The organism is Oryzomonas sagensis (assembly GCF_008802355.1).
GTDB classification, from domain to species: domain Bacteria; phylum Desulfobacterota; class Desulfuromonadia; order Geobacterales; family Pseudopelobacteraceae; genus Oryzomonas; species Oryzomonas sagensis.
On record NZ_VZRA01000001.1, the window covers coordinates 1,408,197 to 1,432,489 of the forward strand.

At 61.5% G+C, this 24,293-nt stretch carries 24 protein-coding genes, 1 pseudogene and 1 riboswitch; of the genes and pseudogenes, 14 read left to right on the forward strand and 11 right to left on the reverse strand.

The genetic code is table 11. The annotated features are described in order from the left end of the window. Positions 1-5: 5 nt before the first annotated feature. From F6V30_RS06475 to F6V30_RS06495, 5 genes and pseudogenes are all read left to right on the forward strand, one after another. Entirely contained in the window at positions 6-857 is an 852-nt protein-coding gene (locus F6V30_RS06475; protein WP_151156005.1) for a sugar phosphate isomerase/epimerase family protein, read from the forward strand. Positions 858-917: 60 nt separating this feature from the next. Next, complete coding sequence (locus F6V30_RS06480) at positions 918-1,796, forward strand: energy transducer TonB (RefSeq protein WP_151156007.1); 879 nt, start codon at positions 918-920, stop codon at positions 1,794-1,796. Between the two features lie 58 nt (positions 1,797-1,854). After that, a complete protein-coding gene (locus F6V30_RS06485; RefSeq protein ID WP_151156009.1) occupies positions 1,855-4,839 on the forward strand; it encodes a fused MFS/spermidine synthase in 2,985 nt (994 codons plus the stop codon). 25 nt (positions 4,840-4,864) lie between these two features. After that, entirely contained in the window at positions 4,865-6,265 is a 1,401-nt protein-coding gene (locus F6V30_RS06490; RefSeq protein WP_151156011.1) for a cobyrinic acid a,c-diamide synthase CobB, read from the forward strand. A gap of 115 nt (positions 6,266-6,380) precedes the next feature. After that, a riboswitch (cobalamin riboswitch) is annotated at positions 6,381-6,549 on the forward strand. Positions 6,550-6,575: 26 nt separating this feature from the next. Next, positions 6,576-7,597: pseudogene (locus tag F6V30_RS06495) on the forward strand (energy-coupling factor ABC transporter permease). On the opposite strand, the gene recO reads toward F6V30_RS06495, so the two are convergent. Beyond that, entirely contained in the window at positions 7,587-8,318 is a 732-nt protein-coding gene (recO, locus tag F6V30_RS06505; RefSeq protein WP_151156017.1) for a DNA repair protein RecO, read from the reverse strand. The pseudogene F6V30_RS06495 and the gene recO sit on opposite strands and share 11 nt — an antisense overlap. 105 nt (positions 8,319-8,423) lie before the next feature. Between recO and F6V30_RS06510 the strand changes: the two genes are divergently transcribed. After that, positions 8,424-9,677, forward strand: coding sequence for a ChaN family lipoprotein (locus F6V30_RS06510; RefSeq protein WP_151156019.1), 1,254 nt, complete (start codon positions 8,424-8,426; stop codon positions 9,675-9,677). Between the two features lie 28 nt (positions 9,678-9,705). After that, positions 9,706-10,350, forward strand: a complete 645-nt coding sequence (locus tag F6V30_RS06515; RefSeq protein WP_151156021.1) for a DJ-1/PfpI family protein — start codon at positions 9,706-9,708, stop codon at positions 10,348-10,350. Between the two features lie 192 nt (positions 10,351-10,542). Here the strand turns inward: F6V30_RS06515 and polA are convergent, their stop codons facing one another. From polA to F6V30_RS06530, 3 genes are all read right to left on the reverse strand, one after another. Continuing rightward, the gene (gene polA / locus F6V30_RS06520; RefSeq protein WP_151156024.1) at positions 10,543-13,308 is read right to left on the reverse strand and encodes a DNA polymerase I; all 2,766 of its coding nucleotides are present in this window, start codon (positions 13,306-13,308) and stop codon (positions 10,543-10,545) included. Next, positions 13,305-13,493: a DUF4177 domain-containing protein gene (locus F6V30_RS06525; protein ID WP_151156026.1), complete on the reverse strand. Its 189-nt coding sequence runs from the start codon at positions 13,491-13,493 to the stop codon at positions 13,305-13,307. Before F6V30_RS06525 ends, polA begins: the two co-directional genes overlap by 4 nt. A 113-nt stretch (positions 13,494-13,606) precedes the next feature. Next, positions 13,607-14,386, reverse strand: a complete 780-nt coding sequence (locus F6V30_RS06530; protein WP_151156028.1) for an IclR family transcriptional regulator — start codon at positions 14,384-14,386, stop codon at positions 13,607-13,609. A 233-nt stretch (positions 14,387-14,619) separates the two neighbouring features. On the opposite strand from F6V30_RS06530, the gene F6V30_RS06535 reads away from it, so the two are divergent. From F6V30_RS06535 to F6V30_RS06555, 5 genes are all read left to right on the forward strand, one after another. After that, a complete protein-coding gene (locus tag F6V30_RS06535; RefSeq protein WP_151156030.1) occupies positions 14,620-15,075 on the forward strand; it encodes a universal stress protein in 456 nt (151 codons plus the stop codon). A gap of 38 nt (positions 15,076-15,113) precedes the next feature. After that, the gene (locus F6V30_RS06540) at positions 15,114-15,911 is read left to right on the forward strand and encodes a polysaccharide deacetylase family protein (protein WP_151156032.1); all 798 of its coding nucleotides are present in this window, start codon (positions 15,114-15,116) and stop codon (positions 15,909-15,911) included. Between the two features lie 6 nt (positions 15,912-15,917). Further along, complete coding sequence (locus tag F6V30_RS06545; RefSeq protein ID WP_151156034.1) at positions 15,918-16,112, forward strand: hypothetical protein; 195 nt, start codon at positions 15,918-15,920, stop codon at positions 16,110-16,112. Between the two features lie 169 nt (positions 16,113-16,281). Next, the gene (locus F6V30_RS06550; protein ID WP_151156036.1) at positions 16,282-16,791 is read left to right on the forward strand and encodes a MarR family winged helix-turn-helix transcriptional regulator; all 510 of its coding nucleotides are present in this window, start codon (positions 16,282-16,284) and stop codon (positions 16,789-16,791) included. A 62-nt stretch (positions 16,792-16,853) separates the two neighbouring features. Further along, positions 16,854-17,135, forward strand: coding sequence for a PilZ domain-containing protein (locus F6V30_RS06555; protein ID WP_149306744.1), 282 nt, complete (start codon positions 16,854-16,856; stop codon positions 17,133-17,135). Between the two features lie 104 nt (positions 17,136-17,239). On the opposite strand, the gene proC is transcribed toward F6V30_RS06555, so the two are convergent. The 7 genes from proC to F6V30_RS06590 all read right to left on the reverse strand — a co-directional run bounded on the left by proC (position 17,240) and on the right by F6V30_RS06590 (position 22,908). Further along, positions 17,240-18,052 carry a pyrroline-5-carboxylate reductase gene (gene proC / locus F6V30_RS06560; protein WP_151156037.1) on the reverse strand — a complete coding sequence of 271 codons (813 nt, stop codon included), beginning with the start codon at positions 18,050-18,052 and terminating at the stop codon, positions 17,240-17,242. Positions 18,053-18,076: 24 nt separating this feature from the next. Then, positions 18,077-18,460 (reverse strand): EamA family transporter, encoded by a 384-nt coding sequence (locus F6V30_RS06565; RefSeq protein ID WP_151156039.1) that lies wholly within the window; start codon positions 18,458-18,460, stop codon positions 18,077-18,079. After that, positions 18,453-19,319 carry a hopanoid biosynthesis-associated protein HpnK gene (gene hpnK / locus F6V30_RS06570; RefSeq protein ID WP_151156040.1) on the reverse strand — a complete coding sequence of 289 codons (867 nt, stop codon included), beginning with the start codon at positions 19,317-19,319 and terminating at the stop codon, positions 18,453-18,455. The genes F6V30_RS06565 and hpnK overlap by 8 nt, the downstream gene beginning before the upstream one ends. A gap of 16 nt (positions 19,320-19,335) precedes the next feature. Then, the gene (hpnJ, locus tag F6V30_RS06575) at positions 19,336-20,757 is read right to left on the reverse strand and encodes a hopanoid biosynthesis associated radical SAM protein HpnJ (protein ID WP_151156043.1); all 1,422 of its coding nucleotides are present in this window, start codon (positions 20,755-20,757) and stop codon (positions 19,336-19,338) included. A gap of 145 nt (positions 20,758-20,902) precedes the next feature. Beyond that, a complete protein-coding gene (locus F6V30_RS06580; RefSeq protein WP_218043307.1) occupies positions 20,903-21,256 on the reverse strand; it encodes a ComEA family DNA-binding protein in 354 nt (117 codons plus the stop codon). A gap of 57 nt (positions 21,257-21,313) precedes the next feature. After that, on the reverse strand, positions 21,314-22,165 hold the full coding sequence (locus F6V30_RS06585; RefSeq protein WP_151156045.1) for an alpha/beta fold hydrolase: 852 nt from the start codon (positions 22,163-22,165) through the stop codon (positions 21,314-21,316). Continuing rightward, the gene (locus tag F6V30_RS06590) at positions 22,147-22,908 is read right to left on the reverse strand and encodes a DUF4350 domain-containing protein (protein ID WP_151156046.1); all 762 of its coding nucleotides are present in this window, start codon (positions 22,906-22,908) and stop codon (positions 22,147-22,149) included. Before F6V30_RS06590 ends, F6V30_RS06585 begins: the two co-directional genes overlap by 19 nt. 149 nt (positions 22,909-23,057) lie before the next feature. Here F6V30_RS06590 and F6V30_RS06595 point away from each other — a divergent pair, with 149 nt between their 5' ends. Both F6V30_RS06595 and F6V30_RS06600 read left to right on the forward strand, forming a co-directional pair. Continuing rightward, a complete protein-coding gene (locus tag F6V30_RS06595; RefSeq protein ID WP_246163273.1) occupies positions 23,058-23,450 on the forward strand; it encodes a hypothetical protein in 393 nt (130 codons plus the stop codon). A gap of 55 nt (positions 23,451-23,505) precedes the next feature. Beyond that, on the forward strand, positions 23,506-24,273 hold the full coding sequence (locus tag F6V30_RS06600; protein ID WP_151156048.1) for a DUF3108 domain-containing protein: 768 nt from the start codon (positions 23,506-23,508) through the stop codon (positions 24,271-24,273). The last annotated feature ends 20 nt before the right edge of the window (positions 24,274-24,293 follow it).

Genomic DNA, 24,293 nt, shown 5'->3' on the forward strand with positions numbered 1-24,293 from the left:
CCGCCGTGCTGATCTCGCTCTCCACCGGCAGCCTCTTCACGCTCCCCTTGCCGCGGATCCTGGACCTCGCGGCGGCCGCCGGTTTTGACGGGGTCGAGTTGATCATCAACCAGGACTTCCAGAAGATCAACCCGGTCAGGCTGATCAGATCGCTGCAACAGATCACGGTGATCCACTCCATCCATGCGCCCTTCATGCCCCTGGATGGCTGGGGCGGCCCGGCGGATTCCCTGCGGCGGAGCGTGGCCCTGGCCGCGGAATGCGGCATCCCGCTGGTGAATTTTCATCCGCCGTCGTGGATGAGCTTTGAGATCGGCTACTGGCGCTGGCTCTACAGCGTGATCGATTTTCAGCAGGACGTGGGGATGGACGGCCTGGTGATCGTCACCCTGGAGAACATGCCCTGGGTGGGCAGGATGAAGATCAACCCCCATATCCTGTCCAGTACCCAGCGGATGATCGAGTTTCTCCGTGACCACAACCTGTTCATGACCTTCGACTGCACCCATATGGGATCGGGCAAGGCCAATTTCATCAACGACTTTTACCAGTTTTACGAATCAGGGCGCATCAGGAACATCCATTTTTCCGATTACGGGCAGGGGCGGGAGCATCTTTTGCCGGGGCACGGCATGCTGCCGCTGACCCGCTTCCTGAACCACTTGCGAAACACCGATTATCAGAGTACGGTAACGCTGGAACTCGATCCGTCCGAATTCCCCAAAGCGGAGCATATCATCCTGGAAAGCCTGAAAGAAATCCTGATGTACCTGCGCACCGAAACCGGCAAGCACGACGATGCGGTATTGAATTACGACCGGGGCTTTCAGGCCGTTCCCCTGCCCGAGGCGGGGTAGCCGCCGCCCGACGGCGGCATATCCGGTTTTTTATCTTTTTTTTCCGAGTGACCACCCTGCATGTCTGACAAATATATCGAAAAAACCTTTATCTATCTCCTGGTAATCTCCGTGGCGCTGCATGTCGGCATGTTCGCCCTGATGTACTACCTGCCCCACGAACAGAAGCCGCCTCCCAAGGAGCCGGTGTTCATCGACATACAGCAGATGCCGGAGCTGAAGTCCCAGCAGCCCGCGCAGCAGGAGACAAAGCGCTTCTCCGATCAACGGCGGCGTGTCCCCCGTGAGACGGCTCCCCGCGGGAATGCCCCCCGGGACAGCTTCGGGCCGGCGCCGCAGCCGGCCGCAAAGCCCCAGCCTCAGCCCCAGGAGGCCGGGAGGAGCGCGCAACGGCAGGCCCCGCCGGGCAGGCAGTCCCAGGCGTCGCCCCCGAGACGTCAGGAATCCCCCCTGGCACCCGGTTCGTCGGTTTCCAGCCTGCTCAGGCCAAAGTCCCAGAGCAGCGCGCCGCAGATTTCCCCGCACCAACTCTTCCCGAGTGCGCAGCGTCTGGCCAAGCTGGAAGAGGGGTATCGCCGCAAATTCGAGAATGACGTAGCCGAGGGGGATACCCGCTTTCTCAACAGCGACGACATCCAGTTCGGTTCGTTCCTGCGCCACTTCGAAACCGCCGTGTACGGCGTCTGGCGCTACCCCCAGGAAGCGGCCATGAAGGGGATCGAGGGGGTCACGCCGGTGCGGATCACCTTCAATCGGCGCGGAGAGATCGCCAAGGTGGAACTGCTGGAAAGCTCCGGCGCACGGATACTGGATGACGAGGTCCTGCGCACCCTGCGCTCCATAGGCCCGGTGGGGTCGTTCCCCCGGGGCTACGACAAGGAGGAATTTCACCTGATAGCCTTCTTTCAGTACGGCGGTGCCAGGAGGTCGCTGCGCTGAGAACGTGGACCGGGGTCTGATATGCGTTGCTGCTGGAATTTCTTATGGAGGTGGGAGCGTGGGAGACAAACGGCGTAACCTGCTTTTTCTGCTTTTTGCCCTGTCCGGTTTTTCGGGGCTCATTTATGAATCAATATGGACGCACTATCTGAAACTCTTCCTTGGGCATTCAGCGTATGCCCAGACGTTGGTATTGGCCATTTTCATGGGGGGCATGGCCATCGGATCATGGCTCTGCAGCCGCTACTCGACCCGCTGGAAGAATGTTCTCCTGGGATATGCGGTCGTTGAAGCCGTAATTGGACTGTGCGCCCTTGTTTTTCATACCGCGTTTGTCTCCATCACCGCTGTCTCTTATTCCGCCATAATTCCTCGACTGCCCGATCCCGTCAGCATCACTATTTTCAAGTGGGCCCTCTCGGCGCTTATGATCCTGCCCCAATCGGTGCTGTTGGGCATGACCTTTCCCCTGATGAGTTCCGCGCTACTGCGCCTTTTTCCCGACAAACCGGGCAGGACCGTTGCGATGCTGTACTTCGCCAACAGTATCGGCGCGGTGATCGGCGTCCTTGTCAGCGGCTTTCTGCTCATCCGCCTCGTGGGGTTGCCGTGGACCATCGGCAGTGCCGGTTGCATCAATATCGTCCTGGCCCTTGCGGTCTGGTCCCTGAGCGGAAGAGACGGGAGGGGAGGCGATCAGCGCGTCGCTCCGCCGGCGGAGGCCCCTTCCGGCCAGGTGGACGTCGCGCTCCATCGGTTGCTCCTGTTTGCGTCACTGGTTACCGGCATTGCTTCGTTTATCTATGAAGTGGGCTGGATTCGGATGCTGAGCTTGGTTCTGGGGGCGTCGACCCACGCCTTTGAACTGATGCTCGGCGCATTCATCCTTGGCCTGGCCTTCGGAGGATTGTGGATTCAGCGGCGTATCGACCAGATCGGGCTTCCGTTCCGCTATCTCGCCCACGTTCAGGTGGTTATGGGAGCACTGGCCCTTTTGACCTTGCCGTTGTACGGAGAGACCTTTGAGGTCATGAAATGGCTCGTCAAATCCTTGCCTAAGACCGATGCGGGCTATGCGCTCTTCAACGTCTCAAGCAGCGCCATCGCCATCTCGATCATGCTGCCCGCCACCTTCTGCGCGGGAATGACCCTGCCGCTCATAACCTTGCTTCTTATCAAAGCCGGACACGGCGAGCGAAGCATCGGCGCCGTCTATGCCGCCAATACGGTCGGCGCGATCATCGGGGTTTTTTTCGCTATCCATGTCGGGATGCCGTTGTTGGGATTGAAGGGGCTGATCACCTGCGGGGCCGGCCTGGATATCGCCCTTGGCCTGGTCTTGCTCTGGAGCGCCGGCGCTCGACAGCGCAGCTACCGGTGGCCTGTCATCGTCACCGGAGGCGCGGTCTGCGCTGTTATTGCAACAGTGCTGTTGGTCGATCTCGACCTCGTCAAGATGGGGTCCGGGGTATACCGCTACGGGACGCTGCTCCCGCGGAATTTCGTGCAGCACATATACCACCGCGACGGCAAGACCGCGACGGTCGACGTCTTCCTGGACAGCCTGGGCACCATGCGCATCAATACCAACGGTAAAACAGATGCGGCGATCATGATGGACGGGAGACCCGCCGGGAAGGATGAAGCCACGATGATCCTGGCCGCGCTCATCCCCATGCTGCTCCAACCGCAGGCCACGTCGGCGGCTTCGATCGGATTGGGTTCGGGGCTTACCACCCATACCCTGCTGGGTAACCCGTCGCTCCACAGGGTGGACACGGTCGAGATCGAACAGGGCATGATTGACGGGGCCAAATGCTTCAGGCCAACGGTCGGCCTGGCGTATTCCGATCCGCGCAGCAGGATCTACGTGGATGATGCAAAAACGTTTTTTTCGTCACATGGGCAACAGTACGACATCATTGTTTCCGAACCGTCAAACCCCTGGGTCAGCGGGGTTTCGGGACTGTTCTCGGAAGAATTCTACCGGCTGGTCAAGCGTAGCATGACTCCCGATGGCGTTTTCGTTCAATGGGTACAACTCTACGAGATTAATGTCGATCTGGTCGTCTCCGTCTTAAAGGCCATTTCCGATAATTTTTCCGACTATGCCGTCTATGCCTCAAATGATGTCGATATCATCATCGTCGCCAAGAAACACGGCGCATTGGCGGGCTTGGATGCGGACCTCCTGAAAAAGCCGCTGCTCTCCGCGGCAGCGAAGAGGATACAGGTCGAAAGCCTCCAGGATATCGCTTTCCGCAGGGTCGGCACCAAGCGGATGCTGGAGAAATTGATCCAATCGTACCCGATCCGCGCCAATTCCGATTATTATCCCGTCTTGGACCAGAATGCCGCCCGTACCCGTTTCCTTGGCGACAGCGCCCAGGAATTGCTTTTCTTTGCAGAAACCTGTTTGCCCTCGTTGGATGCGCTGTCCGGCTCATCCTCCCCACGACAGCACACCGATATCGCTCCGACGGCACTCTTCCCGAGATCGCAGAATGCCGTTACCGCAATGGCCGTCAGGGATTATTTCGTCTCAGGCGTTTTCAGCCCTCGCTACCCGAATGTTCCCGAGAATGACAAGAAACAGGCCATGCAATTGAAACGGCTTTGCTACGAGCGCAATGCGATTCCTGACCCGAACGAGAGGATAGAGAGCATCTTCGTTACGGCGCTAAATGTTCTCCCCTATCTTGATCCGTCCGAGCTCGAAACGATCTGGAAAATCCTGGAGTCGGGACCGTGCGCCGCGTCTCTTCCTGCGATGGATCGGCAGCTCCTCGCTTTTTTTCGGGCGGTAGGCAGGCATGACGGCGTTAGCATGGTCGCCACTTCCCGTTCTCTCCTCGAAATGCCGAATAATTTCAATGCATCGGCATTGAAGCATCTTGTCGGTTCGGCAATGATAGGAAGCCTGATGCAGGGCAAGAAGGAAGAATCGTACCGGTTGTGGCTGCACTATAAGGCGGCGCTATTTCAAGGCCAGGAACCGGATTTGCTGTTTCGCATGCTCGTAGCCGAGAGCACGGCACGCTGAGGAAAACGGGGGGATTCTTGCGTAGATGAAAACTCATGCCTTTCTCATAGCCGCCCCCCAGAGCGGTTCCGGCAAGACCACCGTGGCCCTGGCCGTCATGGCCGCCTTCAAACGTCGCGGCATGACGGTTGCACCCTTCAAGTGCGGCCCGGATTTCATCGATCCCGGCTACCATCGCCTGGCCACCGGCCGCCCCTCCGTCAACCTGGACGGCTGGATGTGCCCGGAGACGTTCGTGGCCGATACCTTCCGCCTGCAGGGGAAGGGGGCCGACGTGGCGGTCATCGAAGGTGCCATGGGGCTGTTCGACGGCATCGGCCACGCATCCATGGAGGGGAGCAGCGCCCAGGTGGCCGCCATTTGCGGCGTGCCGGTGGTGCTGGTGGTCAACGCCCGTGGCATGGCGGCCAGCGCGGCGGCCCTGGTCAAAGGGTTTGCCGGATACGACGAGCGCGTCAGGATTGCCGGCGTGATTTTCAACAATGTGGGGAGCGAGTCCCACGGCGAGTTGCTGCGCCGATCCCTGGCAGCGGCACTGCCGGAGTTGACGGTGTTCGGCTGCATCCCCCGGGACGACTCCCTGGGGATACCGTCGCGGCACCTGGGGTTGGTCACGGCCGAGGACAACCCGCTGTCGCCCGACTACCTGGAGCGCCTGGCCGTTCTGGCGGAGAACCGTCTGGACCTGGGGGGGCTGGCAGACATTCAGGTCCTCCCCGGCCCCCCTGTTCCAAAGGCTGGGACTTCGCGGGATGCCGCCACGGGGGGGATGCCGCCCGTCCGTATCGCCGTGGCCCGGGACGCGGCCTTCTGCTTCGTGTACGAGGACAACCTGCGCCTGTTGCGGGAGGCGGGCGCCGAGATTGTCCCGTTTTCGCCCCTGGCGGAGGCGCGCCTGCCGGCCGATATCCATGGCATCTACCTGCCGGGAGGGTACCCGGAACTGCATGCCGGGCGCCTGGCCGCCAACGGCGCCATGAAAGCCGCCGTGCGGGACGCCGTCGAGGCGGGCATGCCGGTGTATGCCGAGTGCGGCGGCTTCATCTACCTGACCCGCGGCATGGAGGCCGGGGAGGGGCAACCGGCGGTCGATTTCGTCGGCGTCTTCCCGGTACGGGCGCGCATGTTGCCGAAACGCAAGGCGCTCGGGTATCGCCAGGTCGAATGTGCGGCGCATTCCGGTGCCGTAGCCGCCGGGGGGAGCGCCCGCGGCCACGAGTTCCACTATTCGGAGGTCGGGACGATGCCCGATCGCATCGAGCGGTGTTACCGGGTGTCCCGGCAGGGGAGGGAGCTCGGCAGGGAAGGGTATCGTTACAAAAACTGCCTGGCGTCCTACATCCACCTGCATTTCGGCAGCAACGGGGGGATCGCGCCGGCCTTTGCCGATGCCTGCCGAAAGTTTGAGGTATCCCCGAATTCGTGACGCCTTCACGGCTCATCTCCCCGCGGCATGATGCCTCATGGGCGGCGACGGCCCCCGGGCGCTCGATCCACTTTCAGACTGGATTCGGGTTGTCTTTTGCCTATTGCCGTGCTACAAAATTAAAATTACTTCCGGTCCAAGGGAAGCCGGTGCGAATCCGGCGCTGCCCCGCAACTGTAAGGGGGGACTGTCACCGCAGGAGGCCACTGTCCGTAACGGATGGGAAGGCGCGGTGACGGGACGATCCCCGAGTCAGGAGACCTGGCTGGAAGCCGCATAAGCACTCCAACCGTGGGGAAGGGAGCGTACCATGAAACATCCTGCGTTACTGTTGTTGTCCGTTTGCCTGCCTGTCGTTCTTTTGCCGTCCTCTTCATTCGCCATGCACATCTCCGAGGGGATTCTGCCCTTTTCCTGGGCAGCGGTCTGGTTTGCCGCGTCGGCGCCCTTTCTGGCCCTGGGGCTGCGCAGCCTGACGCGCCGCTCGGCCCATGACCTGTCCAGCAAGCCGCTGGTGGGGATGGTGGCGGCCGTGGTGTTCGTCATCTCCTGCATGCCGGTGCCGGTGCCGACCGCCGGGACCTGTTCCCACCCCTGCGGTACGGGGTTAGCCGCGATCCTGCTCGGCCCGGCCATGGGGGTGGTGGTGGCGGCGGTCGCCCTGTTGATCCAGGCGCTCTTCCTCTCCCATGGCGGCCTCTCCACCTGGGGCGCCAATCTCTTTGCCATGGGGGTTGTCGGTTCCTTTACCGGGTTTATCGTGTTTCGGGCCGTGCGCGCCTGCGGTGCCGGACCGATTGCGGCCGCCTTCGTGGCCGGGCTCCTGGCCGATTGGGCTACCTATGCCACGACCTCCATGATCCTGGCGGCCGGTATCCGGGGGACGAGCCCGTTCTGGCCCCTGGCCGGCAAGATCGCCCTGGCGTTCGTTCCCACCCAGGTGCCCCTAGGGATCATCGAAGGGGTCATCACCGCGGGCATGGTGTCCCTGTTGCGCAAAAAACGCCCGGACCTGCTCGCCCGCACCGCTTTGGCGGGAGTCGACGGGGGAAAACGATGAAACGCCGCATCATCATGATAAGCGCGTTGTTGTGGTCGGTGGCAACGGTTTCCCCGGCAGCGGAACCGTGGCTGGGAATCGATGAAACCGTTGTCCAGAAGATCGCCCGGGAACATGGCCGTGAGGCCAGAAAGCCGCTGATCGACACCGGCGAGGGGGATATACAGCTGTTCGTGTTCCTGCTGGCGGGGGCGGTGGGCGGTTTTGCGGCCGGGTATTGCTGGCGCGCCCTTTTGGACGGCAGGAAGAAGGATGACAGGACTAAGGAGTGACCTGCCCCAGGAATTCCAGGCTCTTCAACCGGCGTCCGGCATGGGTGGCGATGGCCCGGTCCAGAAGCGCCCCCCCCTCCGTCAGGAGGTCGGGCGGAAAGACGACCTTGCCGAAGGTGCCGGTGGTCATGCAGGCGCCCAGGGCTTTGAGGGCTGAGGGATGCAGCGGCCTGCCGGTCGGGGCGCAGACCCGGCACACCGCTTCGCCGTTCTCCTGCAACAGTGCTCCGGCAGTGCCGAAAGGCGTGTCGCAGCGGGGACAGCTCTCCAGCGAGGGGCGATAGCCCAGGATGTTCAACAGATTGATTTCAAAGAAACGGCGGTCGCTGTCATCGGCCGCCGTTTCCGTTTCCAGGCGATCCAGGTAGGCGGCCAGCAAGCGGTAGAGCCGCGGCAGGGGGGGGCCTTCGGGGGTCATGGCCTCCACCACCTCGCAGGCATAGAGCGCATGGGCAATGGCTGGCAGGTCGCCGCGGATGCGGGGGTAGATGGTGACGATCTCGGCCTGTTGCAGGCCTGCCAGCCCCTCCTTGACCCGGACCTGGGCCTCGATGCGGGCAAAGGCCTCCAGCGCCGCGCCGAACCGCTTGCGGCTCGTGCGCGCACCGCGGGCAAAGGCCCTGATGCGGCCATGCTCCAGGGAAAACAGCGACGCGATCCGGTCGCTATCGCCGTAATCGAGCGTCGAGAGGACTATGGCCTGAAGCTTTTCGGCATGCATGGGCGGCCTATTGATCTGTTGAAATGTGGGATGGATTTATTTATTCTAGGCCAAGACACAAGGCAAGAAAAAAGTTCACGTACCCCTTTCTCACGAGGAGGCAGCATGGTCCGTTTCCCCCTATCGGTTTCCGTGGTCGCCCTGGGCCTGTTCGCCCTGGCCGCCTGTGCCCCCGTCGGCAGGCAGGTGATGGGCGACCCCCAGGATCCTTATCCGCTCACGGCGCCGCCCCGTATCGGCCAGATCGTCCACCTGCCGACCGGCACCCTGGTCAGCCCGGCCCAGATGCTGGCCGTGGCCACGGACGCGCGTATCGTCTACGTCGGCGAGACCCATGACAACCCCGCCTCCCACCGCCTGGAGCTCCAGGTCCTCCAGGCTCTCGCCGAGCGCTATCCCGGGCGCCTGGCACTGGGCATGGAGATGTTCGTGCGTTCCCAGCAGCCGGCCCTCGACCGCTGGGTCGCCGGCGAACTGGATGAAAAGGCCTTTCTCAAAGAATCCCGCTGGTTCGACAACTGGAACATGGATTTTGCCTATTACCGCGACCTTTTGAACCTCGCCCGCGAACGGCACATCCCGGTCATCGCCCTGGATGCCGAGAAGAGCCTGGTGAAGGCGGTGCGCAGCACGGCCCCGGAACACCTTAGCCCGGCCGAGCGGGCCCAGCTGCCGGAACTCGACCTGACCGATCCCTACCAGCGCGGCCTGGTGACGGCCATCTTCGGCGATCACAGCCACGGGGGGATGGCGATCGATGGCTTTATCCGCGCCCAGACCATCCGGGACGAGACCATGGCCGAATCCGCGGCCCGCTACCTGGCAAGCCCGGCCGGCAAGGACAAACACCTGCTGGTGGTCGCCGGGGGTGACCATGTGAGCAGCGGTTTCGGCATCCCGCGCCGGGTCTTCCGCCGTCTCCCCGCCTCCTCGGTCATCATCGGCGGCAAGGAACTCGACATCCCGCCCGACAAACAGGATCGCCTGATGAACGTCACGGTCCCCGATTTCCCCATGGTGCCGTACGATTTCCTGGTGTACCAGGCCTACGAGGACCTGCCCGAACCGGGGATCCGTCTCGGCGTGATGATCGAGCCGGCGCCCGGCGGCCGCGGTCTGGCGGTAAAGGGGGTGCTGCCCGGCTCCAATGCCGAACGGGCCGGCCTGCAACCGGGGGACATCCTGCTCTCCCTCGACGGCGAACCCCTGACGGGACATTTTGACCTGACCTATGCCGTGCAGCGGAAACATCCCGGCGACCGCGGGGTGGTGCTGGTCGAACGGCAGGGGAAGAGCCTGAAGCAGGAGATCGTGTTCCTGGCCCCACAGAAGGGGCATCAGCACGGCAAACAGCCGTAATCACATCACGGCGGAGCGGGAGGGGCTCATGGAGAGAAAACGGGTGGGGATCGTGTTGTTCGACGCCGTCGAGGTGCTCGACTTCTGCGGGCCGTACGAGGTCTTTTCCGCGGTGCGGCTTGACGAGGCGAAGCGGCGCGAGGAGCCCTCGCCCTTCGAACTGCTGCTGGTGGCCGAGAAAGGCGATACCGTCACCGCCTCGGGCGGGATGAGGGTCACGCCCGACGCTACCTTTGCGACCTGTCCCCGGTTGGATATCCTGGTCGTGCCGGGCGGCTGGGGCACCCGCAGGGAACTGGGCAATCCGGCCATGCTCCAGTGGCTGCGGGAGCGCAATGCCCACGTGGAGACCCTGACCTCGGTCTGCACCGGAGCCATGCTGCTGGGCAAAGCCTGCCTGCTCGACGGGCTGCACGCCACGACCCACTGGCGTTCCCTGGATTGGATGCGCGACTCGTTTCCGGCCGTGACGGTGGAATACGGCCGGCACGTGGTGGAGGACGGGCGGGTCGTGACCTCGGCCGGCATCTCGGCCGGGATCGACATGGCGCTCAAGGTGGTTGCCCGTTACCACGGCGAGGAGGTGGCGCGGGCCACGGCCCGGCACATGGAGTACCCCTATCCCGACAGCAATGCGCGCAGGGTGCCGTTGCCGCCTCTCGCAGGCTGTTGAAAACCTCAGGTTGTTCAAAAATAGTCAGATCGTTGCCTCCGCAGAAGGCCCTGCGGAGGCGTAGCAGCGCTACGCCGCACAATTCAGCTTGCTGAATTGGACCGCGAAGGCGCCCGAAGGGTGAGGCCAAAGGCCTCAGTCACAAAAGGGCTTTCGAGGACGGCTGCGAGATGGCTATTTTTCAACAACCTGCTAGTGCGCCTCGCTCCAGTTCTTCCCATAGCTGATGTCCACCTTGAGCGGCACCTTCAGCTCCACGGCGCGGGACATCTCCTCCTCCACCAAGCGTTCCATGGGGAGCAGTTCCTCCTCCGGTATCTCGAAGACCAGTTCGTCGTGCACCTGCATGGTCAGGCGGCTCTTCAGCCCTTCGGCCCGTATCCGTCCGTCCACCCGGATCATGGCGCTCTTGATGATGTCGGCCGCCGAGCCCTGGATGGGGTAGTTGATGGCGTTGCGCTGGGCGAAGGCCCGCACGTTGCCGTTGGTGCTGTGGATATCCGGTATGGGAAGTCGCCTGCCCAGGATGGTTGTGACGTATCCGGTCTCTTCCGCCCGGCGGATGCAGGAATCCAGGAAGCCGACCGCGCCGCTGTGGCGCTCCTTGTAGGCGGCGATGAACTCCTCGGCCGTCTTGCGGGCAATGCCCAACTGCTTTGCCAGGCTGAAGGCTCCTTGGCCGTAGATGATGCCGAAGTTGATGGTCTTGGCCTGGCGGCGCATCTCGCTGGTAACCATCTCGGGGAACAGGCCGAAGACCTCGGCCGCGGTGCGGGTGTGGATGTCTTCGTCGTGGGCGAAGGCGTGGCAGAAGACCGGGTCGCCGGAGAGGTGGGCCAGCACGCGCAGTTCGATCTGGGAGTAGTCGGCCGAGAGGATGACGTGCCCCGGCGGGGCGATGAAGGCGTGGCGGATACGGCGTCCCTCATCGGTGCGGACCGGGATGTTCTGGAGGTTGGGGTCGGAGGACGAGAGCCGTCCGGTGGCGGTGACGGTCTGGTTGTAGGAGGTGTGCACCCGGCCGGTCCTGGGGCAGACCAGGCGCTCCAGGGCGTCGCTGTAGGTGGACTTGAGCTTGGTCAGGCCCCGGTAATCCACGATCAGGCGGGCAACCTCATGCTCCTCGGCCAGGGCGCTCAACACCTCGTTGTCCGTGGACCAGCCGGTCTTGCCCTTGGTCTTCTTGCCGGTCTTCAGTCCCATGCGTTCGAAGAGCACCTCGCCCAGCTGCTTGGGGGAATTGAGATTGAAGGGGGCGCCGGCTATGGCGAAGATCTGCCCCTCCAGTTCCGCCAGGCGGGTTGAAAAGTCCCGGGAAAGTTCCTTCAGCAGCGCCCTGTCGAGCAATACCCCGTAATTTTCCATATCGGCCAGGATCGTCACCAGCGGCATCTCCAGGGTGTGGAAAAGTTGTTCAAGGCCGGTTTCAGCCAGCTCCGGCTCGAATTTGCGCCGCAGGAGCCAGGTGGCGTCCGCATCTTCGCAGGCATAGCGGGAGGCGGCCGCCACCGCCACCTGGGAAAAATTCTTCTGTCCCTTGCCGGTGCCGGTCACCTCGCTGTAGCTGATCATGCGGTGGTTGAGGTGTTCCTGGGCCAGGGCGTCCAGGCCGTGTCCGCTCCGGGCCGGGTTGAGCACATAGGAGGCCAGCATGGTGTCGAACCAGACCCCCGCGACCGTAATGCCGCTGTTGGCCAGCACCTGCATATCGAACTTGATGTTTTGTCCGACCTTGCGCAGTCCGGGATGTGCGAACAGGGGGCGCAAGCGTTCCAGCACCCTGTCCCGCGGGAGCTGATCGGGGGCAAGCGGGGCGCCGCCCTCACCCTGTTCCCCGGCTTGAGAGTGCGCCGCAAACAACGTCCCCTCCCCGCCGGGAAGAGACGGGGAGGGGGATGAGGTTATGTGCCCCACCGGGATATAGTAGGCCTCATGGTCGCGAAAGGAGAACGACAGGCCGACGATCTCGGCCAGGCGCGGGTCGAGGCTGGTGGTCTCCAGGTCGAAGGCGAATTCGCCGGCCTGCTCCAGGGCCGCGGCCAACGCCTCCAACTCCCCGGCCGCGGTGACGGTCCGGTAGCCCTCGCAGGAGAGGGTTGCGTGGCCGGTCAGCTCCTTGATCAGGGTGGTGAAGCCGTACTGTTTGAAAAAGGCGTTCAGGGTCGGGGTGTCCGGTTCCCGGGCGGCCAGTTCGTCCAGGTCGATCTCCAGCGGTACGTTACGCTCGATGGTGGCCAGCTTGCGCGACAGGAGCGCCTGGTCGCGGAATTCCCGAAGTTTTTCGCCGTTCTTTCCCTTGACCTCGCCCGCCCGTTCCAAAAGGGCATCCAGGGTGCCGAACTCCTGAAGCAGTTTGATGGCGGTCTTCTCGCCGATGCCCGGCACGCCGGGGATGTTGTCCGAACTGTCGCCGGCCAGGCCGAGGATATCCGGCACCAGATCAGGCACGACGCCGAAGCGCTCGTTCACCTCGGCCAGGCCTGACCGTTTGTCCTTCATGGTATCCAGCAATGTGACGTTTTCAGTCACAATCTGCATCAGGTCCTTGTCGCCGGTCACCACCACGACCCGGCCGCCATTGGCGCTGTAACGGGCGGCCAGGGCGCCGATGATGTCGTCCGCCTCGAACCCCTCCAACTCCAGGGCCGGGATGTTGAAAGCGCGTACCACCTCGCGGATCGGCCCGACCTGCTGGCGCAGGTCATCCGGCATGGCGGCCCGGTTGGCCTTGTATTCCGGGTAGATTTCGGTGCGGAAGGTGATCCTGCCGGCATCGAAGACCACCGCCAGCTGCTTGGGATCATGATCCTTGATCAACTTGAGCAACATCTGAATGAAGCCGTAGATGGCGTTGGTCGGATGGCCGCTGGGAGATGACAGGTGGCGGATGGCGTAATAAGCCCGGTAGATGTAGGAGGAACCATCGATCAGGTAGAGGGTGTCGTTGGGGCTGTTCATGGTGAGTTTTTCTCCGCCTGTTCCCGCGTGAACAGCACAAAGGCCATGCTCGGCCTCCGGCTGGAGTCGCGCATGGCAAACTGCATGCTGTCGAAGCGCCACCCCTTTGCGCTCCATTCGTTGAGCGTCTCTTCGATGGCCTCTTCGGTAACGGTACCCAGTTCGATCACTTTATAGGTCGGCATGTTCGTACCTCGGCGTTTTCGGCAATAGTAGCCAACGCCGGGCATATCTTCAAGCGGAAACGAAGAAGGCGGCCTGAAAGCCGCCCTCGTTGTGGACTTGATGGTTGGTGTCGTTATTGAAAACCGAGCTTGGAGGATATCTCCTTGGCGGCCTTTGTCACCAGCGGGATGAGTTCCTTTTCCAGGCGTTCGTCCGTGAAGCGCATGGACGGACCGGAGATGCTGACCGCGCCTATGATCCGGCGGGTATAGTCGCGGATCGGCGCGCTGACGCACTTGACGCCCACATCCAGTTCCTCGTTGTCGATGGCGTAGCCCTGCTCGGCGATGGTCTTCAACTGTTTTTTGAGAAGGTCGCGGTCGGTAACGGTATTCTTCGTGTACTGCTTGATCTCTCTGGGCGGGAGGTAGTTTTCCAACTCCTCGTCGCTCATATGGGCGATCTGAACCTTGCCCGCGGCGGTGCAGTAGGCCGGCAGCCTTGAGCCGACCCGCGGGACGACGCGGACGGTCATGTCGGTCTCCACCGCATCCAGGTAGATGATGTTGAAGTCCTTGAGGATCGCCACGTAGGTGGTCTCGTTGCACTCCTTGACCAGGGCTTCCAGAATCGGTTTCGACTGACGCAGAAGGCCCATTTGGCGGATGAAGGTCTGCCCGAGTTCCAGGGTCTTGAGGCCGAGGCGATAGTTCTCGGTCACACGGTTCTGCTCGATGTAGCCCCGCGCCTCCAGCGTCGCAAGAAGCCTGAATACGTTGTTTTTATGCAGTTTCAGGCGTTTGCTGAGTTCGGTGACGCCCAACTCGTCCGTTTCGCCGTGGAATTGCTCCAGCAGGTCAAGGGCGTGGGAGACGGCCTGAATGAGATATTCCGCTTTTTCTTTCTTTGCCATGGTCGGTACCCTGTTTCGTTAGAGGTATAATGAAAAAAAGAAGGAAACAAGATCGTGAAATTTAATGAAAAAATCTAACCTGTTCAAAAAATTGCCAAAAAAACGATGGATCGACATAAATGTAGAATAATGTTTTATAATTGTCAAGTCCTAAAAATTGCATTATATTCCTAATATGGGGTGAGAAGTCTTCCTCTGACAAAGGGGTATGAATAAAACATGCGGGGTGCGGCATGCTGAACCTGAGAAAAAAGATCCTCGTCGCCATCGACGGTTCGCCGCAATCGGATAAGGCGGCCGAAGAAGCGGTCAGACTTGCCGCCGGCAACAAAAGCCAGTTCAAAAGCCACATCTACGCCATGCTGGTGTTGCCCAACTCCCCGACGTCGACCTACGCCGATTTCGTGCCGTCCGCCCCGGTTACCGAGACGGAACAGTGGGACGATCTGCGCCGCCGCATCTTCTACGTCATCGAGAAAAGTGCCTCCGAGCACGATATTCCCCTGGAGATGATCGTCGAGTACGGTGAACCGGCCGAGAAACTGATCGAATTTGCCAGGCGCGAGCACATCGATGTGATCGCCATCGGCAGTTCGGGCAAGGGGTTCATCCAGCGCCGCCTCAAGGGGAGCGTTTCCCACCGCGTGGCAAGCAGCGCCCCCTGCTCCGTGTATATCGTCAGGGGCTGATCCCCCCCGGCCGTAAATTATTTTCAGAAAGGTTGTGTATGCTGTTGTTGCGTTTCGCATGTTGTTTGTTGATCGCCGTTTCTTCCTGGTTTGCCGCCCCTGCCGCTTCCGCCGCCGAAGAGTTCCGCGTTCCGATCCTGCTCTACCACCGCTTCGGCCCCACGGTTGCCGACGGCATGACCGTCACGACCCCGGTCTTCGCGTCCCATATGAAATACCTGCACGACAACGGTTATACCGTTATTCCGCTCCGTCGCCTTGTGGACTATTACCGCGGCAAGGCCCCGGCTCCAAAACCGAAATCGGTGGTCATCGTCACGGATGATGCCCATAAATCCGTGTATAGCTACATGCTGCCCGTTATTCGCACCTATGGCTATCCGGTTACGGTCTTTGCCTACCCTTCCGCCATTTCCAACGCAAAGTACGCCATGACCTGGGAACAGTTGCGGGAACTGAAGAAGACCGGGCTCTTCGATATCCAGTCCCATACCTACTGGCACCCGAACTTCAAGAAAGAACGGAGAAAGCTCAGCAGCGCGGCCTATGACAAGTTCGTCACGACACAGCTTGTGAAGTCCAAGGTCAAACTCGAGTCGGAGCTTGGCGCAAAGGTTGACCTGCTCGCCTGGCCTTTCGGCATCTACGACGATTACCTGATCAAAAAGGCCGTTGAGGCCGGCTACGTGGCCAGCTTCACCATCGAGCGCCGTCATGCGACGCCCCGCGACCCGATCATGAAACTCCCCCGCTACCTGCTGATCAACTCCGACAGCGGCAAGGCGTTCATCCAGCTTATGGAGGGGAATGCCGTCAAACGGAACGTTGTCTACTAGGCTGCCATGACCGGGGAAAACGAGAAAAAACATCCCTGTCCCGATTGCACCTGCTGCCAGTGGTGCTCCGACGACCGCTGCCGGCTCTGCCGCAACGGGAGCGCCTGTCGCCGTCGCAAGCTGTCCCTCGCCGAGCAGATCGCCCTGTATGAATCGCTCAACAAGCCCGCCGGCGGCCCCGGGGCGAACGACAAAGAATGATACAACCCGTACCGCCCCTGGTTCCCGGTTGCGGCCGTTGCCGGTATACGGACGTCATCATGTCTGGACGAGGGGCGTCAAGACATTTATAATCAACGCCAGCATGAACGACGACATGCCGTGTGGCCTGAACCTCTCTTCCCCGGGCAGGCCGCGCAAAAGGAGCCGTATGCAGCCAACACCCGCTTTGGTCGCGGAAATCATCGACAATCTGCGGCGCGTATTTCAGGTCGTCAACGAGCAATCCAAGAGGGTTGAACGGGAAACCGGCCTGACGGGCCCGCAGTTGTGGGCAATCAAGGTCATTGCCGAGAACGCGCCGATCAAGATATCGGAACTGGCCCGTAGAATGTATCTGCATCCCGCCACGATCGTCGGGATCGTCGACCGGCTTGAAAAGCGGGGGCTCGTTGAGCGGGAGCGGTGCAGCAAGGACCGGCGGGTGGTGCATGTCGGGCTGACGGACGCTGGCAGGCAGGTTGTGGTGACCTCGCCGGAGGTGGCCCAGGGGCTTCTCGTCAGGGGGCTGGAAGTCCTGCCCGATGTGGAGTTGCGTACGATTGCGGGTGGTTTCGAGCGGATGGTCAAGATATTGGGTGCTCAGGAGATTCCTCCCCACCTGCTCCTGTCTCCCGAGGTCAACCTGCCGCGAAACCGGCCGTTGGCCGGTCAGAAATAGAGAACGCTTCGAAAGGGGCCGCGGGCATATTTCTTTGCTGGGACGGCCGTACGGGATGGGGAATGGAGAATACGCGCATCAGCGAACGGATCGAAGCCCCGCTGGATATAAAAGTCACCTGGCCCGCAGCGCAGCAGGTCAAGCGGGCTGTTACCAGGGACTTCAGCGATAGCGGGGCGTTTGTCCTCGTTGCGTTCGAGCCCCACCCGCCGGTGGATACCGAAATGCACCTGCAACTGAACGGATTGGTTCTGGGCAAGGAACCGCCGGTGCTCAAGGCGCGGGTGGTGCGGGTCACGGACGAGGGGGTGGCATTCCGGTTTGTACGGGATGAAGCGGAGTAAGCCTGAAGAGGGCGTTTCGAACGGGAGGGCTGGGGAAACGCCGATAGAGGGAAGACAAGCAGAACGGGCGGCTTTCGAGCCGCCCGTTCTGCTTTGCGGAAGGGCTATTTTCCCGATAATTCTTTTGAACGTTGGCTGGCGCTGTCCACTGCGTCCATGATAAGACCCCGGAAACGGCCGTTTTCCAAGGTGTGCAGGCCCGCGATGGTGGTCCCGCCGGGGGATGTCACCTTTTCCCGCAGCAGTGCCGGGTGCTCGCCGGTTTCCGCTGCCATGCGGGCGGAGCCGGCCACGGTCTGCACCGCCAACTGGGCGGCCACGTCCCGCGGCAGGCCGTTTTTTACCCCGGCGTCGGCTAAGGCCTCGATGAAGGCAAAGACGTAGCCCGGGCCGCTGCCGGACAGTCCGGTTACCGCGTCCATCAGCTTTTCCGCGAGGGTGACGACCGTGCCGACCCGGGAGAAAATCTCACGGGCAATCTCCAGATCCTGCTGCGTGGCTTTTCGGCCGGGGCAGATGGCCGTGGCTGCTGCCTGGATCAGGGCCGGGGTATTGGGCATCACCCGCACGACCCGTGCGCCGTTGTTGAAGCTTTCCTCGATAAAGCCGGTCGAAATGCCGGCCATGATGGAGATGATCAGTTTGTCCGGCGAGATGACCTGTTCCAGTCCGGCCAGGACACTGGCCGCCACCTGCGGTTTTACGGCCAGGAGGATGATGTCGGCCCGGCGGGCGATGTCAAGATTTTCTTCGTGGAGTTCCACGCCGTAGGTGCTGGCGAGGAACTCCCTGCGGAGCGGGGTGGGCTCGGCCACCACGACGGCGGCCGGCGAAAAGCCCCCGGCCAGGAGACCCTTGATGATCGCCTCGGCCATGTTGCCGCCGCCAATGAATCCGATAGTCTTTCCGTCAAGCATGGTTATTCTCCTTTGTCGGCGCCACTACTGCGCTCCGCCACTTTTGGTGATCATCATCACCCCGACGCAGACCAGTGCGGTGCCGGCCCAACGCAGGGGCGTCACGGTTTCATGCAGGAAATACTGGGACAGGAACGCCACCAGCACATAGTTGAGGGCCTGCATGGGGAGCGCCACCGACAGGTCCTCCCAGGAAAGCACCGCCAGCCAGAGGAAGAAAAAGATGGCCAGCATGACGGTGCCCATAATGAGCTTGGGGGTGGTCAGCGCCCTGAAGGCCGCATCCATGATGCCCCGCAGGTTCATGGCCGATATGTCCCCCATCTCCTTCATCCCCTTGGCCAGCAGGATATCGCCCACGGTTCCGGCGCTTACCGCCATGAACATGATAATCACGGTCTTAAACATACGGTTTCCTGTCTCCCCGATAATTGGTCAATTCAATTTTTAAAGCAGCAAGTTTCTGTCTGACCTGCTGGCTGGTGATGGCTGCCAGTTCGTCTTCATGGTGGTAATCCGGCATCCGTCGGGTGATCTCGCTGTCCGGCAGGATGCCGGGATGGAAGTAGATCTCCGTCAGCCCCCCGTCCAGTCCGTCCAGGATGTTGAGGAGGTACTCCTCGTTCATCCGTCCGGAGTTGAACACCCCCTTGACCTCTCCCGCATGGCGGATACCCAGCCGTTTCAGCGCCGGCAGGGCCTGGGAGGAGAGTGCCCCGAAAATGATCCGCTCCAGGGCCTTTCCCGCGATGCGCTCACGGTTGAAGGTCAGGTTGTGCATGAGGCGCTCCCGCGAGAGGCGGAGGCTGGTGATGCCGTAGCGGGGCATCAACTCCCGGAGGAACGCGAATACCGTGGGGTGCAGATGGATATTGAGGTGGCCGTCGATGTGGGTCACGGGGATGCCGGCATCCTTCACCCGCCCGATTTGGGCCTCGATCTCCCGTCGCAACTGTTTGTACAGCCCCTTGTCGAAAAAATAGCGCATGCCGGCGGCCACGGGGTTGTCCCTGAAGGCGCCCGCCTCATCCACCAGGCCGGGGATTTCATCGATCGGCAGCACGGCCGAACCCTGGACCAGGGTCAGGTGCAGGCCCACCTGCAGGCCGGGATTGCGGTGGGCGATCGCCACCGCTTCGTCGAACGCCGCCCCGCCTGGCATGATCGAGGCGCAGGTCAGGATGCCGTCGCGCCAGGCCTTCTCCACGGCGGCGTTGACGCCGGGGGAGAGGCCGAAGTCGTCGGAGGTGATGATGAGCTGTTTCATGCCGGTGTGGTCTGCTTCAGGATGCCGTCTGTTTGCGCTTGCGCATGTAGTCAAGGTACTGTTTGCCTTCCTTGAGCAGCTTTCTGCGTTCCTCGCCGTTGACGATCATCTTGCCGATGCTGCGCAGGATGTATTTCGGCCGGAAGTAGAACTTGTTGTAGAAATCTTCCACCGCCTTGAAGATTTCGGCGTTGGAGAGGTGGGGGTAGTTGATGACGCACATCTGGTGCCCGGTGTCGTCGATGTAGGCGTCCGAGGCGATCCACCCCTCCCGCTTGCACTGCTCGAAGAACTCGGTGCCGGGGTAGGGGGAGGCCAGGGACACCTGGATCGACTCCAGGTCCAGCATCTTGGCGTAGGCGATGGTTTCCTGAATGGTCTCCTTCGTTTCGCCCGGCAGCCCCATGATAAAGGCGCCATGGATGGTGATCCCCAGTTTTTTGCAATCCTTGACGAACTGGATGGCCTGTTCCTTGGTGACCCCCTTCTTGATGTTCTTGAGGATCTGGGCGTTGCCGCTCTCGAAACCGACGATGACATGGTGCAGGCCGGCGTCGCGCATGACCTTGAGGGTCTCGTAGTCGCAGTTGGCGCGGGCATTGATCACCCATGAGACGCCCAGGGGCTTGATCAGTTCGGCCACTGCGCGGGCGTGTTTCTTGTCCGCCGAGAAGGTGTCGTCGTCAAAGGAGATGTCCCGAACCTCGGGGAGGTTTTCCTTGATCCATTTGACCTCCTCAAAGACGCTCTGGGGGGAGCGGGTGCGCATCTTCTGGCCGGAATAGGTCTGGGGCCAGAGGCAGAAGGTACATTTGGCCGGGCAGCCCCGGCTGGTGTAGATCGCCACGTATGGGCTCTTGAAGTGCGGAATGACGTAGTCATTGATCGGCAGGTCGCGCTTGTAGATCGGCGCCACGAACGGCAGCGCGTCCAGATCGGTCAGAATCGGCCGATCCGGGGTATTCACCGCCTTGCCGTCGCGCAGGAAGCTGATCCCCTCCACGCTCTCCCACTCCCGCCCCTCGCACAGCTCCTTGACGGCGTAATCGAACTCGCCGCGGCAGACGATGTCGATGACGCCTGCGCCGGCCTTGAGGGATTCCTCCGGCAGGATGGTGACGTGCGGGCCGGTCAGGACCGTGACGGTTGCCGGCTTCTGGGCTTTGATGCGGCGTGCGGTCTCGATATCGATCTTCAGGGTCGGCGTGGAGGTGTACATCACCACCAGGTCGTAATCCTTGGCAATAGCCAGGCACTCCTCGATGGAGAGACGCTGCACCGGTGCGTCGACGACGCGGCTCCCCTCGATCATCCCGGCCGGATAACAGAGCCAGGTGGGGTACCAGAATGAGGTCACCTCGCGTGATGCCTGGTAGCGGGCGCCGGCGCCGCCGTCAAAGTCCTCGAAGGTGGGGGGATTTAAAAAGAGTGGTTTCATTTCAACTCCTTACAGCTATTGTAAAAGTATAAACTTACAGATATTCGCCGATTAAGTCAAGGCATACCATTGTCGGAGCGGCAAAACGGAAGAGGGGCGGCCGCTTTGACCACCCCTCTCCCGGAAACCGAACGGGTGTCGCCCGCTATTTTTTCGGCTGTTTGGCGACGATGCGGTCCTTGACCTTTTCGTAGACCTGGGCGGGCAGGATATTGCGGGACTTGAGCTGGGTCTTGTTGGCATAGGGGCGGCCGGCGACGATCTTGGCGGCGTAGGCGTCGCCGATGCCCGGGATCGCCTTCAGTTCCGCCTCCCCGGCGCTGTTGATGTCCACCGGCGCCGTTTTTGCGACCGGCGCGGCCTTGGCGCTGTCGGTCTTGGCCTTTGCCGACGCGGCGGCAGGCTTGGCAGGGGGCGTGGCGTCGGCGGCAAAGGAGAGGCCGAAGGCCAAGAGCAACGAAACAACGGTCATGGCTGTTTTGAACAGGGTTTTCTTCATGGGATACCTCCAAAAAATGGTCACATTGACTCCTTCTAACAGTTCTGTCCCGGCCTGTCAACCGGTGCCGCCGGCCAGGAACGCCCGGATCAGGTTGAACGTTCTTTCGGGTCGCTCCTCGTGGGGGTTGTGGCCGCAGTCGGCGATGGTGGTGAGCCGGGAACCGGCTATCTCCTGATGCAGCTTGTGTCCCTGCCATGGTTTGACGACCCGGTCGTGCTCTCCCCACAGGATCTGGACCGGAATGGCGAGGCCGGCATATCGGTAGGTCATCTGTTCCACATCATCCGGTATCATCTGCCGTACGGTTTCCGCCAGGGCATGAGCCGCCGCCAGACCGCCGTACCCGGCGGCGTAGCGTTCGACGAGCCGTTCCGTAATCCGTTCGTGCCGGTAAAAGACCGATTCAAGCCCCTTGCGGGCGAGCCGGCGGGGGGGCAGGAATGCCATGAACAGCGGGCCGAGAAACGGGATGCGCAGGATACGCATGAAACGGGGGAACGCCTGGGGGAAACCGGGAGAATCGATCAGGACCAGGCGGGAGATCTGCGGGCAGTCCAGGGCTGCGGACATCCCCACCAGCCCGCCGAAGGAGTGGCCTACCACACTCACGCTGTTCAAGGCGCGGGAACGGATATATGCACAGACGATACGGGCGTTGTGCCGGGTCGAATAATCGCCCCGGCACTGTTTCAGCGACCCGCCGTGCCCCTTGAGGTCCAACAGGTGGAGGGTGTACTCGTCGGCCGGGAAAAACGGCACGAGGTCGTCCCAGGTATGCAGCGAAGCGGCGAAGCCGTGCAGGAACAGGACGTGGCGGCGGCCGTTTCCGGTCACACGGTAATGGATGCCGTCGCCGGAGAAAGGGTGGAAATATCCCTCCCCGGCCTTTAGTGTCTGGTCAGCCATATTCCCAGATTGGCCGCCAGTTTCCGGTTGTTGTCATCCAGGAACCGGTTCTGGAAGATGGCGTCGTCCCCGAAGACCGTAAACTCGCCTTTTCCCAGGGGCCCCATGACAACGACCGCGAAGGCGCCCACGGCGTCCCCCCTGGACAGGACCTTGTCGCCGTTCAGGTCAACCCATGCCTCGGGCGAGGTGCGGGCGATGGCGCTGGATGACGTGCCGGGCCTGATGGCCCAGACGCCATAGGCCGAGAAGCTGTTGACACCCGAGAAGAGGGGGGTGGGGGAAAGGTCGGTGACGCGGAAGTTCAAATCGCTGTCGATGACGTTTTGGCGCTCGTGCAGGACCGAGTTGGAAGAATCGATTCCCAGTCGGGCCAGCAGGTTGCCCAGGGGAGGGGCTATGTGCAGCATGACGGCCAATCTCCCCCCGTTCTGCACAAAGCGGGCAACCGCCTCGACCTCCTCCGGCTGAAGCGGTTTGAAGGCGCCGGATATGACCAGCCCGGCTGCGCCCGTGAGGACCTCGTCGCTCAGGGGGGCTGTGGTCGTCGTGATGGCGGCCCCGGAGGCCCGCAGGGTGTCAGCCAGCTTTGAGAGTTGGAGTTCCCCCGGATCGCCGGTCGTAAAACGCTGGCCGTGCCCCTGGTCGAAGATGACGGTCGAGGGCACCGCTGCGGCAAACGATGGTAAAGCGGTCAGAATCAGTGCGAATATGAGGCTGAGTGCGAGTGGCGTTTTGTTCATTCAGGGAATTCCTCCTATGAAACAAGACTTTGTAGGTCTTTTATAGGTCCTGGCCAATATTTTTGCAAGAATTTCTTTTCCTGACTCTGCCGGGTGTGGTAAGTGACATAGGAACGCATTGTCTGTCGTTCGATCAGGTGACAAATCACATGAAAAGGAGATTATGGATGGACGCCAAGAAACCCGAGATCACCTTCAAGTATATCTTTAACTACGGATACAACCCAACCTATGTCAATGGTGCCCAGGGGGGCTTCTCGCCCCGCGGCGAAATGGTGATACACTTCTACCTGGAGCGCCAGCCCCTGCCCGAGTCGATCAGCCACGAGATTACCCCCGAAGGCGCCATCGGCCGGGAAGTCGCCGTCGAGCCCGAGGGGCTGAGCAACAGCATGGTGCGCTTTATCGATACCGGTGTGGCGATGAGTTATGAAAATGCGCGCGTCTTCCACGCCTGGCTGGGAGACAAACTGCGGGAGATGGAGGAGTTGCATAAACTGCGCAACGCGTTCGAGAGCACTCCCACCGGCGGACAGGCTTAGTGCGTCCCGATGCGGCGAACCACGCACAGACTGAAGCCGAAAGTGGGGTCGGGCAATGAGTAAACCGGCGAGTGTCGTTTTTCTGGCGGTGATGCTGGCGCTCTGCGCAGGGCTGGCGGTGCTGCCTCGCTCTGTATCGGCCTTTCCGATGCCGGAGCGTTTGGAGTTCGAGATTTCCTACACCGGCATCCCGGCTGGCCGGGCGGTGCAGGAGGTAACCCTCGAAGGCAGCGAGGTGCATATCGTGTCCACCGCCAGGTCCGCCGACTGGCTGAAGGTCTTTTTCCCGGTGGAAGACCGGATAGAATCGGTGCTGATTTCAGGTTCGCCGCCCCTCTATATCGGGGTGCCCCGGTTGTATCGCGAGCGTATCCGCGAGGGGTGGACCCGCTTCCAAAAGGATGCGGTCTTCGACCGCCGGAAGCTTGAGGTCCGCACCAAGGACCTGTTGAAGAACAGTGAAACGACCAAGAGCATCACGAGGCGGACCTACGACACCCTGTCCAGCTTTTTCTATTTTCGTTCCATCCCGCTCCAGGTGGGCACGTCCTATTATATCGATATATTCGATTGCAAAAAGCTGTGGAACACTGAAGTGCGGGTTCTGCGTCGGGAAGTGATCGAGACCCCTCTGGGGAGGTTCAAGACGGTGGTGATCAAGCCGCTGCTCAAGTCGGAGGGAATCTTTGCCCGCACCGGCGACATGTATATCTGGCTGACGGACGATGACCGTCGCATACCGGTACTGATGAAATCCAAGGTCAAGATCGGCAGCATCACAGCCACCCTGGTGGGCGGAACCTACTGGCCGAACAAGAAGTAGCTGCGAATAAGATGGCTTTT

Excerpts from the sequence above, each read along its gene's own strand:
- F6V30_RS06600 (WP_151156048.1), top strand. The coding sequence starts at position 23,506 with ATGAGTAAACCGGCGAGTGTCGTTTTTCTGGCGGTGATGCTGGCGCTC.
- polA (WP_151156024.1), bottom strand. The coding sequence starts at position 13,308 with ATGAACAGCCCCAACGACACCCTCTACCTGATCGATGGTTCCTCCTAC.
- F6V30_RS06550 (WP_151156036.1), top strand. The coding sequence starts at position 16,282 with ATGCAGCCAACACCCGCTTTGGTCGCGGAAATCATCGACAATCTGCGG.
- hpnJ (WP_151156043.1), bottom strand. The coding sequence starts at position 20,757 with ATGAAACCACTCTTTTTAAATCCCCCCACCTTCGAGGACTTTGACGGC.
- F6V30_RS06525 (WP_151156026.1), bottom strand. The coding sequence starts at position 13,493 with ATGCCGACCTATAAAGTGATCGAACTGGGTACCGTTACCGAAGAGGCC.
- F6V30_RS06565 (WP_151156039.1), bottom strand. The coding sequence starts at position 18,460 with ATGTTTAAGACCGTGATTATCATGTTCATGGCGGTAAGCGCCGGAACC.
- F6V30_RS06540 (WP_151156032.1), top strand. The coding sequence starts at position 15,114 with ATGCTGTTGTTGCGTTTCGCATGTTGTTTGTTGATCGCCGTTTCTTCC.
- proC (WP_151156037.1), bottom strand. The coding sequence starts at position 18,052 with ATGCTTGACGGAAAGACTATCGGATTCATTGGCGGCGGCAACATGGCC.
- F6V30_RS06580 (WP_218043307.1), bottom strand. The coding sequence starts at position 21,256 with ATGAAGAAAACCCTGTTCAAAACAGCCATGACCGTTGTTTCGTTGCTC.
- F6V30_RS06585 (WP_151156045.1), bottom strand. The coding sequence starts at position 22,165 with ATGGCTGACCAGACACTAAAGGCCGGGGAGGGATATTTCCACCCTTTC.
- F6V30_RS06490 (WP_151156011.1), top strand. The coding sequence starts at position 4,865 with ATGAAAACTCATGCCTTTCTCATAGCCGCCCCCCAGAGCGGTTCCGGC.
- F6V30_RS06595 (WP_246163273.1), top strand. The coding sequence starts at position 23,058 with ATGAAAAGGAGATTATGGATGGACGCCAAGAAACCCGAGATCACCTTC.
- recO (WP_151156017.1), bottom strand. The coding sequence starts at position 8,318 with ATGCATGCCGAAAAGCTTCAGGCCATAGTCCTCTCGACGCTCGATTAC.
- F6V30_RS06590 (WP_151156046.1), bottom strand. The coding sequence starts at position 22,908 with ATGAACAAAACGCCACTCGCACTCAGCCTCATATTCGCACTGATTCTG.
- F6V30_RS06515 (WP_151156021.1), top strand. The coding sequence starts at position 9,706 with ATGGAGAGAAAACGGGTGGGGATCGTGTTGTTCGACGCCGTCGAGGTG.
- F6V30_RS06530 (WP_151156028.1), bottom strand. The coding sequence starts at position 14,386 with ATGGCAAAGAAAGAAAAAGCGGAATATCTCATTCAGGCCGTCTCCCAC.
- F6V30_RS06545 (WP_151156034.1), top strand. The coding sequence starts at position 15,918 with ATGACCGGGGAAAACGAGAAAAAACATCCCTGTCCCGATTGCACCTGC.
- F6V30_RS06555 (WP_149306744.1), top strand. The coding sequence starts at position 16,854 with ATGGAGAATACGCGCATCAGCGAACGGATCGAAGCCCCGCTGGATATA.
- F6V30_RS06510 (WP_151156019.1), top strand. The coding sequence starts at position 8,424 with ATGGTCCGTTTCCCCCTATCGGTTTCCGTGGTCGCCCTGGGCCTGTTC.
- F6V30_RS06480 (WP_151156007.1), top strand. The coding sequence starts at position 918 with ATGTCTGACAAATATATCGAAAAAACCTTTATCTATCTCCTGGTAATC.
- hpnK (WP_151156040.1), bottom strand. The coding sequence starts at position 19,319 with ATGAAACAGCTCATCATCACCTCCGACGACTTCGGCCTCTCCCCCGGC.
- F6V30_RS06535 (WP_151156030.1), top strand. The coding sequence starts at position 14,620 with ATGCTGAACCTGAGAAAAAAGATCCTCGTCGCCATCGACGGTTCGCCG.